13 protein-coding genes are annotated in these 15,577 nt (G+C 64.3%); 8 read left to right on the top strand and 5 right to left on the bottom strand.

The genetic code is table 11. From position 1 onward, the window contains the following. The first annotated feature begins 147 nt into the window (after positions 1-147). The gene (locus tag FNJ84_RS14110; RefSeq protein WP_370454603.1) at positions 148-1,650 is read left to right on the top strand and encodes a 2-isopropylmalate synthase; all 1,503 of its coding nucleotides are present in this window, start codon (positions 148-150) and stop codon (positions 1,648-1,650) included. 172 nt (positions 1,651-1,822) lie between these two features. Continuing rightward, on the top strand, positions 1,823-2,947 hold the full coding sequence (locus tag FNJ84_RS14105; protein ID WP_185968536.1) for a GAF domain-containing protein: 1,125 nt from the start codon (positions 1,823-1,825) through the stop codon (positions 2,945-2,947). A 10-nt stretch (positions 2,948-2,957) separates the two neighbouring features. Here the strand turns inward: FNJ84_RS14105 and FNJ84_RS14100 are convergent, their stop codons facing one another. The 5 genes from FNJ84_RS14100 to FNJ84_RS14085 form a co-directional block, all read right to left on the bottom strand. Then, on the bottom strand, positions 2,958-3,362 hold the full coding sequence (locus tag FNJ84_RS14100) for a PaaI family thioesterase (protein ID WP_143793842.1): 405 nt from the start codon (positions 3,360-3,362) through the stop codon (positions 2,958-2,960). A gap of 114 nt (positions 3,363-3,476) precedes the next feature. Continuing rightward, on the bottom strand, positions 3,477-3,602 hold the full coding sequence (locus FNJ84_RS22400; protein ID WP_255471214.1) for a hypothetical protein: 126 nt from the start codon (positions 3,600-3,602) through the stop codon (positions 3,477-3,479). Next, complete coding sequence (locus FNJ84_RS14095) at positions 3,599-4,753, bottom strand: YcjF family protein (protein ID WP_143793841.1); 1,155 nt, start codon at positions 4,751-4,753, stop codon at positions 3,599-3,601. Before FNJ84_RS14095 ends, FNJ84_RS22400 begins: the two co-directional genes overlap by 4 nt. Next, positions 4,750-6,120: a YcjX family protein gene (locus tag FNJ84_RS14090; RefSeq protein WP_143793840.1), complete on the bottom strand. Its 1,371-nt coding sequence runs from the start codon at positions 6,118-6,120 to the stop codon at positions 4,750-4,752. The genes FNJ84_RS14095 and FNJ84_RS14090 overlap by 4 nt, the downstream gene beginning before the upstream one ends. 102 nt (positions 6,121-6,222) lie before the next feature. Continuing rightward, positions 6,223-6,495: a hypothetical protein gene (locus tag FNJ84_RS14085; RefSeq protein WP_143793839.1), complete on the bottom strand. Its 273-nt coding sequence runs from the start codon at positions 6,493-6,495 to the stop codon at positions 6,223-6,225. A gap of 161 nt (positions 6,496-6,656) precedes the next feature. Between FNJ84_RS14085 and hrpB the strand changes: the two genes are divergently transcribed. The 6 genes from hrpB to FNJ84_RS14055 all read left to right on the top strand — a co-directional run bounded on the left by hrpB (position 6,657) and on the right by FNJ84_RS14055 (position 15,575). Continuing rightward, positions 6,657-9,134: an ATP-dependent helicase HrpB gene (hrpB, locus tag FNJ84_RS14080; RefSeq protein WP_143793939.1), complete on the top strand. Its 2,478-nt coding sequence runs from the start codon at positions 6,657-6,659 to the stop codon at positions 9,132-9,134. Positions 9,135-9,271: 137 nt separating this feature from the next. Then, positions 9,272-11,257 carry an AMP-binding protein gene (locus FNJ84_RS14075; protein ID WP_143793838.1) on the top strand — a complete coding sequence of 662 codons (1,986 nt, stop codon included), beginning with the start codon at positions 9,272-9,274 and terminating at the stop codon, positions 11,255-11,257. Continuing rightward, positions 11,254-12,075, top strand: coding sequence for an ABC transporter ATP-binding protein (locus FNJ84_RS14070; protein WP_143793837.1), 822 nt, complete (start codon positions 11,254-11,256; stop codon positions 12,073-12,075). The genes FNJ84_RS14075 and FNJ84_RS14070 overlap by 4 nt, the downstream gene beginning before the upstream one ends. After that, positions 12,068-13,054: a branched-chain amino acid ABC transporter permease gene (locus FNJ84_RS14065; RefSeq protein ID WP_143793836.1), complete on the top strand. Its 987-nt coding sequence runs from the start codon at positions 12,068-12,070 to the stop codon at positions 13,052-13,054. Before FNJ84_RS14070 ends, FNJ84_RS14065 begins: the two co-directional genes overlap by 8 nt. Positions 13,055-13,159: 105 nt before the next feature. Then, complete coding sequence (locus FNJ84_RS14060) at positions 13,160-14,236, top strand: branched-chain amino acid ABC transporter permease (protein WP_143793835.1); 1,077 nt, start codon at positions 13,160-13,162, stop codon at positions 14,234-14,236. Positions 14,237-14,288: 52 nt separating this feature from the next. Beyond that, positions 14,289-15,575 carry an ABC transporter substrate-binding protein gene (locus tag FNJ84_RS14055; RefSeq protein ID WP_143793834.1) on the top strand — a complete coding sequence of 429 codons (1,287 nt, stop codon included), beginning with the start codon at positions 14,289-14,291 and terminating at the stop codon, positions 15,573-15,575. Positions 15,576-15,577: the final 2 nt, after the last annotated feature.

Here is a 15,577-nt window from a genome sequence, read left to right as displayed (position 1 = left end):
AGCCTCATCAACCTCTCGGCCCCGTGATAGGCGAAGGGCGGGGAAAGGGAAAGTCGGCCTTTGCGCCAGCCGCCCGGCTGCGCTACACCATGGGCCGATCATCAAGAACCTTGGCCAGAATGGAAGGCGGGCGGAATGAAGGCAGGCATGGGCGGGCTGGTGCTGCTGATCGCGTTGGCTGGTGCGGGCGCGGGCACATTCGGCAGCGCGGCGCAGGCGCAGGATGTGGTGACGCGGCAATACGAGGATGGCGCCATATACGAGGGCACTTTCCGCAATGGCCGCCAGCACGGGCGCGGCAGCTATACGTTGCCTTCGGGTTACAAATACGAGGGCGACTGGGTCGATGGCGAGATCATGGGGCAGGGCATCGCGCATTACCCCAACGGTTCGGTCTATGAGGGGCGCTTTGCCAAGGGGTTGCCTGACGGCAAGGGCAAGATCACCTATGCCGATGGTTCGACCTATGAGGGCGACTGGCAGGCCGGTGACATCACCGGCGAGGGCGTTGCCAAATACGCCAATGGCAGCAGCTATACCGGGCAATTCGTGAAGGGGCTGCATCAGGGCAAGGGTGCGCTGAACCAGCCCAATGGCTTTCGCTATGATGGCGATTGGGTCAGCGGTGCCAAGGAAGGGCAGGGTCGCATCACATATCCCGATGGCTCGGTTTATGAGGGCGGCATGCTGGCTGGTCAGCGCGCCGGTCGTGGCAAGCTGACCATGCAGGATGGCACCGTCTATGATGGCATCTGGTCTGCGGGGCAGATGTCGGGCACGGGGCGGCTGACGCAGGAAGGCACCGGTTATGTCTATGAAGGCCAGATGGTCGGCGGCAAGCGCCATGGTCAGGGGATCGAGACCTATGCCAATGGTGATGTCTATGACGGCCAGTTTCAGGACGATCAGCGCCACGGCACCGGCACGTTCAACGGCACCAGCGGCTATGTCTATACCGGCGGTTGGGTTCTTGGCCGGATGCAGGGGCAGGGCACGCTGACCTATGCCGATGGCTCGGTCTATGTCGGGCAGATGGCGGCGGATCTGCCAAACGGCACGGGCAAGATCACCTATGCCGATGGTTCGACCTATGAAGGCGCCTGGAAAGACGGGCTGATCACAGGCGAAGGCAAGGCCAGCTATGCCAATGGTATGGTCTATGAGGGCGGCTTGGTGAATGCCCGCTATGAGGGGCAGGGCCGGATCACCTATCCCAACGGCTATGTCTATACGGGCGCTTGGCAGGACGGCAAACGCCAGGGCGAGGGGCAGGCGACCTATCCCGATGGCACTGTCTATACCGGCGGGTTCGTGGACGGACTTCGCGACGGCAAGGGCCGGCTGACATCGCCGGACGGTTTCACCTATGAGGGTGGCTGGCGCGAGGGCCAGATCGACGGTGAGGGTGTGGCGACTTACGCCAATGGCGACAGCTATACCGGAAATTTCGTTGCTGGAAAGCGGCAGGGACAGGGCGTTCTGCGCTATGCCACCGGGCAGGTGGCGTCAGGCGAATGGCAGGATGACCGGCTGAGGACCGAGAACCCGGCAGCGGATGCCGCGCCGGCCGAGGCAACGGCACCCGTCGCGCCGGTGGACGAGGCGACCGATCAGCAGATGGGCAGCGATCAGGTTCAGGCCGGCGAATAGGGCGCGGTCAGACCCTCTGCCGCGCGCCCGCTTGGCCCCCGATCCGGTGGTTCCGCCAGACCGGCAGCAAGGGGCTGGGATCGCGCCGGATTTTTCTCTATCGTCTTGCCTCGTGCAATTGTTCGGGGCCGTTTCCTTGACCACCATTCCGCCTTTTCCGTCTGGCACCCCCGTGGGTCATACCATCGGGCTTGTCGACCCCGCGCGGCTGGACGCGCTGCGTGCCACGGGGCTGATGGACAGCCTGCCGGAACAGGCATTCGACCGCGTTGTCCGGCTGGCGTCGCAGGTGACGGGCGTGCCGGTGGGGCTGTTCTCGCTGGTCGACGGGCGACGGCAGTTCTTCAAGGCGAAAACCGGGCTGACCGGCGCTGATGCCCGGATCGAGGGCACGCCGCTAAGCAGTTCCTTCTGCCAATATGTCGTGACCTCGGATTCACCACTGGCGGTTGGCGACGCGCGGGCCCATCCGCTGCTGTCAGAAAATGGCGCGGTCGCCGGGTTGGGCGTGATCGCCTATCTGGGCACACCGATCCATGCGCCGGGCGGGCAGGTCATCGGCTCGCTTTGTGCGATCGACACCAGCCCGCGTGACTGGACCGAGGCGCAGCTTGCCGCCCTGCGCGACCTGGCCGCGATCATCGAGACCGAACTGGCCCTGCGCAACAGCATGGCCGAGCGGGCGCTGATCAGCACCGAGCTGAACCACCGGATCAAGAACCTGTTCACCATCGTGTCCAGCATGGTACGCCTCAGCAGCCGGCACCATGAAGATGCGGGCGGCATGGCCGCCGATCTGGAGGCGCGGGTGAATGCGCTGGCCCGCGCGCATCAGCTGATCGTTCCGGGCATGCTGGCCGATCCGGCCGACCGTGGCGGTTCGGGGCTGGAACAGTTGCTAAAGACCTTGCTGGCGCCCTATCTTGCCGATGGCCAGCAGGGTCGGGTCCGGTTTCAGGGGCCGGCTGTCGTGCTTGGCGGGCAGGCGGCAACAAGCCTTGCCCTGGCCTTTCATGAACTGGCCACGAATTCGGCGAAATATGGTGCCCTTGGCAAGGACGAGGCGCGGCTGGACCTGGATTGGCATCATCGTGACGGTCAGTTGCATCTGCACTGGAACGAGCTGAGCGCACCTGCATCAGCGCCGGTATCCTCCAATGGCGCAAGCGGCGGCTTCGGGTCGCAGTTGCTGGAATTGACCATCGAGGGCCAGTTGCGCGGTCGCATCGAAACAAACCCCGCCGCCGCCGGCTTGCGCCACGCCATCACCATCCCGGTCGAGGCGTTGGCGCAATAGGGCTGGCCGATCAGTAAAGGATCATCTGGGTGCAGCGGAACAGCGCGATACGCTTGCCGCTGTCGCGGTGGATCACCTCGGCGTCCCACAACTGGGTGGTGCGGCCACTATGGGCGACGGTGGCGACGGTATCGACGACACCCGTGCGGGCGGTGCCGAGGAAATTCGATTTCAGTTCGATCGTGGTAAAGCTTTTGGCGCCTTCGGGCAGCGACATCAGGCAGCCATAGCCGCAGGCCGTATCGGCAAGCGCAATGACCGAGGCCGCATGCAGAAAGCCGTTTGGCGCCAGCAGATGCGGCAGCACCTGCATATGCCCGGCAATGCGGCCAGGTTCGGCGCTGTCCCATTCGATGCCCAGATGATCGGGCAGCGTGCCCTTTTGCCGGGTGTTCATGGTGTCGATGTCACTCATGTCAGTCCTTTCGCCAAATTGGCCGGCAGGGGCCAGCGCATGATGATGTTGTCTGACCGCAGGTCGGCCAGCCGGGCCTGCCGGCCGCGGCGGCGGCGCGTCTTGTGCAGCGCGTCAAAGGCGACCGGGCGGGGCCATCTGGCGATGGGTTTCGCGCCCGATTCTGACATGGAACGCCACGGCGGCATCCAGATCTTCCAACCCGGCGACGCAAATGGTGATGCGTGGCGATGGTGTCATGTCCCTGGCTGTTTTGGCGGTGGGGTCTCGTCCGTGCCGAAAAGCCCACGCAGGCCGCGCGTGACCAGATTACCGACCTTGGGCCGGGGTTGATGAATGAAGGGCAGGGGGCGGCAGACCTCCATCGCGGCGATGCCGACACGGGCGGTCAGCGCGCCGTTCACCACGCCCTCGCCAAAGCGGCGGCTGACCTTGGCCAGCACGCCGCCACCCGCGACGGTGTGGATCAGGTCATCGCCCGCAGCCACCGCGCCGGTGGCGACCAGATGGGTCATGACCGTGCGGGCCAGCCGCCAGCCGCCGACGGCCCCCGCACGGCCGCCATAGATCTCGGCCATGCGTCGGATCATGCGCAGATTGGCGGCCAGCGCCGCCATGACATCGGCCAGCGCCAGCGGGATCAGCGCCGTGGCGGCGGCGACGGTGCGGGCGGCGGCCTCGATTTCCCGGCGCGCCTGCTGATCCAGCGGCGCCAGCAGGTTGGTTTCCGCCATGGCCAGCAGGGTTTCGGCATCCATCGCCTCGGATTCGCGATCCTTCAGATTCTGGCGGCCCCAGTCCAGTTCCGGCCGTCTGGCATAAAGCGATTGCAGATGCCCTGCGACCTTGCGTGCCGCGATCAGGTCGCCATTGGCAAGCGCCGTCCCTGCCTGCCGGTGGATCGCGTCGATCCGGGCAAACCGCGCCCAGGCCCGGTATTCGCGAAAGGCCACCAGCAGCGCCGCCAGCGTAAAGGCCGCGAACAGTGCTACGCCCAGCCAGCCCAACAGCGGATAGGCGTTCATCAGCCGGTTGATGAAGCCAAGCGCCGAGATCGACAGCAGAAAGGTCAGCAGCGCCGCCGCGCTGTTGATGAAGAACCGGGTCAGCGCGGACGGCCGCCCGCCGACCAGTCGCGTCACCATCTCCATCGTGCGGGGGCGGGGCAGGGTGTCGGGCGGGGCGTCGATGGGCGGGGCATCGGCGGGGCTGGGGGCGCTGTCGCGCGGCTCGGTCCGGGCCTCGGTCTGGCGGTCGGGGCTGGGGCGCGGCCGGGTCTCGGGTTCTTCGTCGCCGGCGAAGGGGCGCGGGTCGGGACGTGCGGGCCGGGCGGGCTGATCCCCCAGTTCGATCAGCACCGGGCCGCGTTTCTTGGATGTGTCGTCGGTCATAGCCGGTCCCCGATCAGAAATTCGGCGGCGCGGTCCAGCCGGATATGCGGAGGGCCGTCACCCGGTCGCGCCGTACCCGCCGCCGGGGCAAAGTTCATGATGGCATAATCCGCGTTCAGCCATTCGGTCGCGCCGTCACGCGCCGGATGCAGCAGCACGGCGGGATCGGCGGGCAACTCGCCAGGATAAAAGGCCGCCTGCCGCCCATCCATCAGCGTGCCACGGACGGCGGGCAGATCCTCGCCATCCTGATGGATCACATCCTCGGTGGTGGTGCGCAGGGCAGCAATCGACATCGCCTCGGTCCGGGCGCCGGAAAAATCGGCGCGGTCGCGGGCCTCGCGCAGCATGGCGGTAAGGATATTGGTCAGGCGCGGGTGCTGGACATGGTTCAGATGGTCGGCCTTCGTGGCGGCGAACAAAATGCGTTCCACCCGGCGCGTGCCCAGAAGCTGCGCCAGCCAGCCCGCACGGCCGGGGCGGAATGCGGTCAGGATATCTGCCATCGCGCGGCGCATATCCTCGACCGCCTGCGGGCCGGCATGGATCGCGCCCAGCACATCGGCCAGCACCACCTGGCGGTCGATCCTGGCGAAATGGTCGCGAAAGAACGGCCGTACCACGCGCGACTTATAGGCATCGAAGCGGCGGCGGAACTCTCGGTACAGCTTGCTGTCGCGCTGGCTATCGGGCAGCGGCGCAAAGGTCAGCGCGGGCGAGCCGGCCATCTCGCCGGGCAGCAGGAACCGCCCCGGCGTGCAATCGGACCAGCCTGCCTCGCGTGCGATGCGCAGATGTTCAGTATAGCTTTGGGCCAGGCGCTGCGCAGTGGGTTCATCGAAGGCGGCATTGGCAGGCAGATCCGCCAGCACGGCCATATAGGCATCCGCGCCGGGGCGGCCCTGCATCCGGTCCAGCGTCTCGGCCGACCATGCGGCAAAATCGCGTTCCATCAGGCGCAGGTCCAGCAGCCATTCACCGGGATAATCAACGATGTCCAGATGCAACGTCTGCATGCCGCGAAGGCCGGCGAACATGCCCTGCGGCTGAACCCGCAGTGACAGGCGCAGCTGACTGACATGGCGGGTGCCATCGGGCCAATGCGGGTCGGGGCCGGTCAGGTCGGCAAGGTGGCGTTCATAGTCAAAGCGCGGGACGGTGTCGTCGGGCTGAGGCTGAAGCCAGGCGGATTTGATGCTGCCATCAGCGGCGGCGCGCAGGGCGTGCATGCGCCCCCGGTCCATCAGATTGGCGACGAGACTGGTGATGAACACCGTCTTGCCCGCGCGCGACAGGCCCGTGACGCCAAGCCGGATCACCGGGTCCGAGAGGCCCAGCCCCTGCATCAGATCACTGCCAATACCCATTCATGCCTCCGCGAAGCAACCAACCTGAACCAAAGGCGGCCCGCGCAGGATAGGTTCCTCCTGCGGGGAATGGTAGGGGCGTCCGGCGGGCCGGGCAGCGGGTCAGTTGACGATCCGGTAGAACCCCCGAAGCGTCACATCGGCAGTTGGCGGGTCGATTGGTTCGCCATTGGCGTCGACGTAATCAGTATGGCCGGGGATGGTGCTGTCAAAGACCTGAAAGGCGATGGTCAGCCCCGTTGCGCCCATCTGGTCATCCGCGTGATCCGGGGGCGTGGGTGTCGCGCTGTCGGTGTTGTCATCGCTGTTGAAGAAAGAAAGCAGGGCCAGTCCGGCGGCTGGAAGACGCAGCGGCGCAAGCGGGTAATTTTCCACAAGGACCTGAAGGTTCCGGGGAGCGGATATCTGAAAGGTTGCGCTGCCTTGAGCATTTGCAAGGCCGTTGCGGAGACACCTGACCGATTGGTCCGACGGGACCATCTGGATTTGCTGCGGGGCCGGTTCCGTTGGCGCCGGCGCTGCGCTATGTCGATGCGATGACGGACACCCTGCCCATTAACGACGCCTTGCCCGCGCTGACCGCCGCGCTGGCCGGTCATGGCCGCGCCGTTCTGGTCGCGCCGCCGGGTGCGGGCAAGACGACGGGCGTGCCTCTGGCGCTGCTGGATCGGGTGCAGGGCAAGATCCTGATGCTGGAGCCGCGCCGGCTGGCCGCACGCGCGGCGGCCGAGCGGCTGGCCGAGGGGTTGGGCGAGGTTCCGGGCGGTCGCGTCGGCTATCGGATCCGGGGCGAGGCTGTCGCGGGCAGCCGGATCGAGGTCGTGACCGAGGGCATTCTGACGCGGATGATTCAGTCCGATCCCTCGCTGGAAGGTGTCGGTTGCGTGATCTTCGACGAGTTTCACGAACGCAGCCTGAATGCCGATCTGGGCCTGGCGCTGGTCTGGGAGGCGCGGGCGGCGTTGCGCGAGGATCTGGCGGTGCTGGTAATGTCCGCCACGCTGGAGGCCGGACCGGTCGCCGCGCTGATGCAGGATGCGCCGGTGATCCGGTCCGAGGGGCGGGCCTTTCCGGTCGAAACCCGCTGGCTGGACCGGCCCTTGCCTGCCGGCGCGCGTCTGGTGGACGAGGCCGCGCGGCTGATCCTGGCCGCCGAGGCCGAAACCCGCGAGACGGGCGGGACGGTGCTGGTCTTTCTGCCGGGCGAGGGCGAGATCAGGCGTGTCATGGGAAAGCTGGGTGGCGCTGGCTGCGAGGTTTTGCCGCTGTATGGGGCGCTGGATGGCAAGGCGCAGCGGTTGGCGCTGTCACCGCCCGGTGATCGGCGGCGGATCGTTCTGGCAACGGCGATTGCGGAAACCTCGCTGACAATCCCCGAGGTGCGGGTGGTTGTCGATGCCGGCCGCGCGCGGCGGGCGCGGTTCGATCCGGGAAGCGGCATGTCGCGACTGGTAACGGAACGGGTCAGCCGGGCCGAGGCCGATCAGCGGCGGGGACGCGCGGGGCGTGTGGCACCGGGAATTTGTTACCGGATGTGGGCGCGGGCGGAAGAGGGGGTCTTGCCCGCCTTTGCCCCGCCCGAGATCGCAGTGGCCGATCTGACCGGTCTGGCGCTTGAGCTGGCTGCCTGGGGGGCAGAGCCGGGTGATCTGGCCTTTCTGACCCCCCCGCCCGAGGCGGCCATGGCCGAGGCGCGGGCCTTGTTGCGCGATCTGAGGGCGCTGGATCAGGCGGGCCGGATCACCGATCACGGGCGCATGCTGGCAAGGTTGCCGCTGCATCCACGGCTGGCGCATATGCTGGCGGTGGCCGGGCCGCGCGCGGCAGATCTTGCGGCGCTGCTGTCGGATCGCGATCCCTTGCGCGGCGCCCCGGTCGATCTGGCGTTGCGGCTGGCGGTGATCCGGGATCCGCGCGGATTTGCGGATCGGTATCCACATGAGGCGAATCCGGGCGCTGTCCATCGCATCCGGGACGAGGCCAAGCGGTTGCGCCGATTGATTGCGTCCCGCGATGGCGGGGGGCTGTCTGCCCCCCGCACCCCCCGAGGATATTTGGATCAAAGCGAGGGTGATGGGCTTTCCGTGGGGGGAATGGCGGCGCTGGCCTATCCCGACCGGGTGGGATTGCGGCGCAAGGGGGATGATCCGCGCTTTGTGCTGTCGGGCGGCAAGGGTGCTGTCATGGCGGCGGATGATCCGCTGGCGGGGCAACGGTTGATCGTGGCGGTCGATCTGGATGGGGATGCCCGCGAGGCGCGTGTGCGGATAGCCGCCGCGCTGACCGAGCGCGAGTTGCGCGACTTGTATGGCGGGCGGATCGAGCAGGTCTCGGTCTGCGAATGGTCGCGGCGCGAGGGCCGGGTTCTGGCCAGGCAGCAGGATCGGCTTGGCGCGCTGGTGCTGGCGGATCGGATCTGGACGGATGCCCCCGAGGATGCGGTGGCTTTGGCGGCATTCGAGGGGCTTCGGCTGGACGGTTTGCCGTGGAAGCCGGCGGCGGCGCGGTTGCGGGCGCGGATCGCGCTGGTCGAGGGGATGCCTGCGGTCGATGATGCCAGCTTGCTGGCCGATCCTGACTGGCTGCTTCCCTGGCTTGGCAAGGCCCGCAATCTGGCCGATCTGCGCGCGCTGGACCTGACCCAGCCCTTGCTGTCGCTGATCGGTTGGGACGGCCAGCAGCGGCTGGATCGAGAGGTTCCGGCGCATTTCGTCACGCCCTTGGGGCGCAAGGTGCCGATCGACTACGACCACGAGACGCCCTCGATCGAGCTGCGCCTGCAAGAGCTGTTCGGCGTCACCCGGCATCCGATGATGGGGCGGCAGCCCTTGCGTATCGCGCTGTTGTCGCCGGGGGGGCGGCCGGTGCAGGTGACGACCGATCTGCCGGGCTTCTGGGCCAGTTCCTATGCCGATGTTCGAAAAGAGATGCGCGGCCGCTATCCGCGCCATCCCTGGCCCGAGGATCCGACCCAGGCCGACCCCACCACCCGCGCCAAGCCGCGAGGCAGCTAAGCCAACTGCGTCGGCCAGGCTGCGTCATTCGCCGGTGATTTTCGCGCGGTAACATTTCGTTGGATTCTCGAAAAACTGGGGCAATGATTGTTGGCGATGGTTCACGGAAGGAACCGCGGCGCGCTTTGGGAGGACGCATGACGGATCGGCAATCGCTTTCGGGCGAGGCGCAATCTGTGCCTGCGCTTCTGGCGCGCAATATGGCCCGCTTCGGCGACCGGCCTGCCTATCGCGAGAAGGAATTCGGCATCTGGCAAAGCTGGAGCTGGGCCCAAACCGCCGATGAGGTGCGGGCGCTGGCATTGGGCTTTCTGGTGCTGGGCCTGAAGCCCGGCGATCATGTCGCCGTCATCGGGCGCAACCGTCCTGCACATTACTGGTCGATGATCGCGGCCCAGATGTGTGGCGCGGTGCCGGTGCCCTTGTATCAGGACGCGGTGGCCGAAGAGATGGCCTATGTCCTTGGCCATTCCGGCGCGCGTTTCGTCATCTGCGGCGATCAGGAACAGGTCGACAAGGTGCTGGAGGTGCAGGGCATGCCCGACGCCCCCCAGACCATCGAGCAGATCATCTATACCGACAAGCGCGGCATGCGGAAATACGACCATTCCCGCATGAACGCGCTGGCCGATGTGCAGGACGAAGGCCGCGCTGCCGCCACCCGTCTTGGCACCGAACTGGATGCCCGTATCGCCGCGCTGGATTACGACAGCACCTGCGTGATGCTGTATACCAGCGGCACGACGGGCAAGCCCAAGGGCGTGGTCCTGTCGAACCGCAATATCATCGAGACCTCGAAGAATACCGCGCAATTCGACCATCTGACCGCGCGGGAAGAGGTGCTTGCCTATCTGCCAATGGCCTGGGTCGGGGATTTCATCTTCTCGGTCGGGCAGGCGATGTGGTCGGGCTTTACCGTCAACTGCCCCGAAGGCGCGCATACGATGATGACCGACATGCGCGAGATCGGGCCGACCTATTTCTTCGCTCCGCCCCGCGTATTCGAGGGCCAGTTGACCAGCGTGATGATCCGCATGGAAGATGCCGGGCGGTTCAAGAAATGGCTGTTCGACCGCTATATGAAGATCGCCCGCCGCGTCGGCCCGGCCATTCTGGATGGCGAACAGGTCGGCTTTGGCGACCGGCTGGCTTACGGGTTTGGCAAGCTGTTCGTCTATGGCCCGCTGAAGAACACACTGGGTTATTCCCGTATTCGGGTGGGCTATACCGCCGGCGAGGCGATCGGCCCAGAGATATTCGATTTCTACCGCGCGCTTGGCATCAACCTGAAGCAGCTTTACGGCCAGACCGAGGCCTCGGTCTTCATCTCCCAGCAGCCTGACGGGCAGGTGCACTCTGACACGGTGGGCGTGCCTTCGCCCGGCGTCGAATTGAAGATCGGCGATACGGGCGAGGTCTTCTATCGCAGCCCCGGCACCTTCGTCGAATATTACAACAACCCCGACAGCACCGCCTCGACCAAGGATTCCGAGGGTTGGGTGGCGACCGGGGACGCCGGGTTCTTCGACGAAAACACCGGCCATCTGCGCATCATCGACCGCGCCAAGGATGTGGGCAAGATGGCCGATGGCAGCATGTTTGCGCCCAAATATGTCGAGAACAAGCTGAAGTTCTATCCCAACATCCTTGAGGCCGTGGTGCTGGGTAATGGCCGCGACTATTGCACCGCGATGATCAATATCGACCTGACTGCGGTCGGCAACTGGGCCGAGCGCAACAATATCGCCTATGCCAGCTATCAGGAACTGGCCGCCCATCCGCAGGTCTATGCGACGATCAAATCCCATGTCGAAGAGGTCAACCGTTCAGTGGCCGAGGACCCGATGCTTTCGGGCTGCCAGATCCACCGCTTTCTTGTCCTGCACAAGGAATTGGACCCCGACGATGGCGAGATGACCCGCACCCGCAAGGTGCGCCGTTCCGTCATCAACGAGAAATTCGCCGATCTGGTGACGGCGCTCTATGACGGGTCCTCCAGCATCTATACCGAGACCGAAGTCACCTATGAGGACGGTCGCAAGGGGCACATCAAGGCCACGTTGCAGATCGAGGACGCGCAGGTCTTTGGCGAGGCGCGGCAGCAGAAGGTGGCGGCGGAATGAACGTTCATGCAAGCGATGGCTACACCACCGCCGATGGCCGCCAGATAGGCCCCGTGGTGATGGACCTCAAGAACATAACCCTGCGTTTTGGCGGCGTCGAGGCGATCAAGAATATCAGCTTCGACATCCGCCAGGGCGAGATCCGGGCGATCATCGGGCCGAACGGCGCGGGAAAGTCCTCGATGCTGAATGTGATCAGCGGTTTCTATGTCCCGCAGGAAGGCGAGGTCTGGTTCAAGGGCTATCGGCGCGGGCCGATGAAGCCCTATGAGGTCGCGCGGCTGGGCATCGCCCGCACCTTCCAGAATATCGCGCTGTTCGATGGCATGTCGGTTCTGGACAACATCATGACCGGACGGCTGAACCGCATGAAGTCAGGTTTTCTCAGTCAGGCGATCTGGTGGGGCGCTGCTGAACGCGAGGAAATCGAGAACCGCGCGCAGGTCGAGAAGATCATCGACTTTCTGGAAATTCAGAACATCCGCAAGACCCCGGTGGGCCGTCTGCCCTATGGACTGAAAAAGAGGGTCGAACTGGCCCGCGCGCTTGCCGCCGAACCGCAGCTGCTGCTGCTGGATGAACCGATGGCCGGCATGAATGTCGAGGAGAAAGAGGATATGAGCCGTTTCATCCTTGATGTGAACGACGAATTCGGCACCACCATCGCCCTGATCGAACATGACATGGGCGTGGTCATGGACCTGTCCGACCGGGTTGTGGTCATGGATTACGGCCGAAAGATCGGTGACGGCACTCCTGACGAGGTCCGCAGCAATCAGGAAGTGATCGACGCCTATCTGGGGGTGGCCCATGATTGACCAACTGATCTTTTCGGCCGAGGTTTTTCTGAACGGGCTGATGACGGGCGTGATGTATGCGCTGGTCGCTCTGGGCTTCGTGCTGATCTACAAGGCCTCGGGCGTGTTCAACTATGCGCAGGGCGTGATGGCGTTGTTTGCCGCGCTGACGCTGGTGGGAATCCAGCAGGGGCAGGTGCCCTTCGTCCATCTGATCAACGCGATCTTCGGCACGCATGTCGAGAATTTCGGCTGGAATGTGCCATCGGTGCTGGCGATCATCCTGACTGCCGGGGTGATGGTGCTGTTGGCCATCCTGATCGAAAAGCTGGTCTTGCAGCATCTGGTCGGGCAGGAACCCATCATTCTGTTCATGGCGACGATCGGCCTGGCCTATTTTCTTGAAGGTTTCGGCGACGTCATGTGGGGCGCCGACATCAAGACACTGGATGTCGGCCTGCCGCAGGGCATCTCGGACACGGTCGAGGCGGTCACGGCCGAGTGGGTCGGCTATGGCTTCTTCATTGACCGGCTGGATATCTGGGCGTCGATCATCGCGGCGATCCTGGTGGCCGCGCTGGTTGCCTTTTCGCAATATACCAAGCAGGGGCGGGCCATGCGGGCCGTGGCCGATGACCATCAGGCGGCGCTGTCCGTTGGCATTTCGCTGCGCTTCATCTGGGTCATGGTCTGGTCCATCGCCGGTTTCGTCGCACTGGTCGCGGGCATCATGTGGGGCACCAAATCAGGGGTGCAGTTCAGCCTGTCCCTGATCGCGCTGAAGGCGCTGCCGGTCTTGATGCTGGGTGGCTTCACCTCGATCCCTGGCGCGATTGTCGGCGGGCTGATCATCGGTGTGGGTGAAAAACTGTTCGAATTCTGGATCGGGCCGCTGGTCGGCGGCGCGACCGAAAACTGGTTTGCCTATGTGCTGGCACTTCTGTTCCTCGTCTTCCGGCCGCAGGGCCTGTTCGGCGAGCGCATCATCGAAAGGGTCTGAGAATGGACAGGGTGGATGCCTCCGGCAGGGATATTTGGATGAAGAAGAAGGGCTTCTTTCTCGTTCAAATACCCATTCGTGCAACGGAACTGACAGGAGCAGCGGATGCTTTATCGTGAGGCGGGCGATTTCAAGACGGGCTATCGCGCGGACGGTCAGACCTTCCCGATCCGGCTGGACCGGTGGGGCTATTACATTCTGTTGGCCGTTGCGGTTCTGGTCGTTCCTTTCCTGATAAACGACTATTGGGCCAATGCCGTCTTCGTACCCTTCCTGATCTATGCAATCGCGGCTTTGGGGCTGAACATCCTGACGGGCTATGCCGGGCAGGTCAGTCTGGGGACAGGCGGATTCATGGCCGTGGGGGCCTATGCGGTCTACAAGCTGATGACGGCCTTTCCCGATATCAGCATCGTCATCCATATCCTGCTGGCCGGCGGTATCACCGCCATCGTGGGCATGCTGTTCGGCCTGCCCAGCCTGCGGATCAAGGGCTTCTATCTGGCGGTGGCCACGCTGGCGGCGCAGTTCTTTCTGGTCTGGCTGTTCAACAAGGTGCCGTGGTTCTACAACTATTCGGCCTCGGGTCAGATCACGGCGCCCACGCGCACGGTGCTGGGGCATGCGGTGACCGGCCCGGCCACCAGCGCGCCGGCGAAATACCTGATCTGCCTGGCCTTCGTCTTGGTCCTGGCCTGGGTTGCACGGAACCTGACGCGTGGCACATCGGGCCGCAAATGGATGGCGATCCGCGATATGGACATCGCAGCCGAAATCATCGGTGTGAACCCGCTGACCGCCAAGCTGTCCGCCTTTGCCGCTTCATCCTTCTTCGTCGGCATCGCCGGCGCCCTGCTGTTCTCGGTCTATCTGGGCGCAGCAGAGGTCGGCGAGGCCTTTGGGATCAACAAGAGCTTCCTTGTCCTGTTCATGATCATCATCGGCGGGCTGGGCAGCATTTTCGGCAGCTTTGCGGGCGCCGCGTTCATGGTGCTGTTGCCGGTTCTGTTGAAAAACCTTCTGGTCGGGCAATTGGGCTGGCCCACCGATCTGGCCGCCCATATCGAATTGATGATCGTGGGGGCGCTGATCGTCCTTTTCCTGATCGTCGAACCGCATGGCCTGGCGCGTCTTTGGGCGCTGACCAAGGAAAAGCTGCGGCTTTGGCCATTCCCGCACTGAATACCGAAAGAACCGGGCAACCGGCATTCAACATCCTGGGAGGAGACCCCGTATGACGAAACTGAGATTTGCAGCCCTTGTTGCCGCCGGCCTGATGGCCGCCGCGCCGGCACTGGCGGATCTGGTCGTGCCGAACCTTTCCTATCGCACCGGCCCTTATGGCGCGAATGGCACGCAATATGCCGACGGCTTCAACGATTACTTCACGCTGCTGAACGAACGCGATGGCGGAATTGGCGGCGAGAAGATCCAGGTGCCGGAATGCGAAACCGCCTATAACACCGAAAAGGGTGTGGAATGCTATGAATCCACCAAGGGTTCGGGCGCGCTGATCTATAACCCGCTGTCGACCGGTATCACCTATCAGCTGATCCCGAAGGTCAGCGTGGACAAGATCCCGCTGTATACGCCCGGTTATGGCCGGACCTCGGCCAAGAACGGCAAGGTGTTCGAATGGGTGTTCAACGCACCGGCGAACTATTGGGACGGCGCTTCGGTCGCGATCAAATATCTGCTGGACGAGAATGGCGGCGATCTGAACGGCAAGAAGATCGCGCTGGTCTATCACAACAGCGCCTTTGGCAAGGAACCGATCCGCACGCTTCAGGATCTGTCGGCCAAGCACGGTTTCACCCTGACAGAAATTCCGGTTGATGCGCCGGGTCAGGAACAGAAAAGCCAGTGGTTGCAGATTCGCCGCGACAAGCCCGACTATGTCATCATGTATGGCTGGGGCGTGATGAACCAGGCCGCCATTCAAGAAGCCGCCAATATCCGCTTCCCGATGGAGAATTTCATCGGCATCTGGTGGTCGGGCTCGGAGGTTGACGTGACCCCGGTCGGCGCCGGCGCCAATGGCTACAAGGCGCTGACCTTTCACGGCGTCGGCATGGATTACCCGGTCTATGACGATCTGAAGACCCATGTGATCGACGCGGGCAAGGCCAGTCAAGACGGTCAGCATGTCGGCTCGGTTCTGTATTCTCGCGGGCTTTACGCGGCGCTGGTGATTTCCGAGGCGATCCGCAAGGCACAGGAAATCGCTGGCACCTCGGCGATCAATGCCTCGCAGTTGCGCGACGGGTTCGAGCAGCTTGACATCACGCCCGAGCGCCTGGCCGAACTGGGCCTTCCCGACTTTGGGCCCGAGATCAAGATGAGCTGCGACAACCACGGCGGCAGCGGCATGGCCCGCATGCAGCAATGGGATGCCGAGGCCGGGCAATGGAACCTGATTACCGAGTTCACCGAACCCGATCAGGAGATCTTGAACCCGCTGATCCTTGAGGACAGCGAGGCCTATGGCGCAGAAGCCGGGATCACCCCGCGCGACTGTTGATC

The sequence above is a fragment of the Paracoccus sp. M683 genome (assembly GCF_007096355.1).
Lineage (GTDB): Bacteria > Pseudomonadota > Alphaproteobacteria > Rhodobacterales > Rhodobacteraceae > Paracoccus.
Note: the sequence above shows the minus strand (reverse complement) of the source record. Positions and strands in the feature narration are given on the sequence as shown.

Coding starts and splice junctions, on each gene's coding strand:
- hrpB (WP_143793939.1), top strand. CDS start 6,657: ATGACGGACACCCTGCCCATTAACGACGCCTTGCCCGCGCTGACCGCC.
- FNJ84_RS14095 (WP_143793841.1), bottom strand. CDS start 4,753: ATGACCGACGACACATCCAAGAAACGCGGCCCGGTGCTGATCGAACTG.
- FNJ84_RS14075 (WP_143793838.1), top strand. CDS start 9,272: ATGACGGATCGGCAATCGCTTTCGGGCGAGGCGCAATCTGTGCCTGCG.
- FNJ84_RS14065 (WP_143793836.1), top strand. CDS start 12,068: ATGATTGACCAACTGATCTTTTCGGCCGAGGTTTTTCTGAACGGGCTG.
- FNJ84_RS14060 (WP_143793835.1), top strand. CDS start 13,160: ATGCTTTATCGTGAGGCGGGCGATTTCAAGACGGGCTATCGCGCGGAC.
- FNJ84_RS22400 (WP_255471214.1), bottom strand. CDS start 3,602: ATGACACCATCGCCACGCATCACCATTTGCGTCGCCGGGTTGGAAGAT.
- FNJ84_RS14070 (WP_143793837.1), top strand. CDS start 11,254: ATGAACGTTCATGCAAGCGATGGCTACACCACCGCCGATGGCCGCCAG.
- FNJ84_RS14110 (WP_370454603.1), top strand. CDS start 148: ATGGGCGGGCTGGTGCTGCTGATCGCGTTGGCTGGTGCGGGCGCGGGC.
- FNJ84_RS14055 (WP_143793834.1), top strand. CDS start 14,289: ATGACGAAACTGAGATTTGCAGCCCTTGTTGCCGCCGGCCTGATGGCC.
- FNJ84_RS14090 (WP_143793840.1), bottom strand. CDS start 6,120: ATGGGTATTGGCAGTGATCTGATGCAGGGGCTGGGCCTCTCGGACCCG.
- FNJ84_RS14100 (WP_143793842.1), bottom strand. CDS start 3,362: ATGAGTGACATCGACACCATGAACACCCGGCAAAAGGGCACGCTGCCC.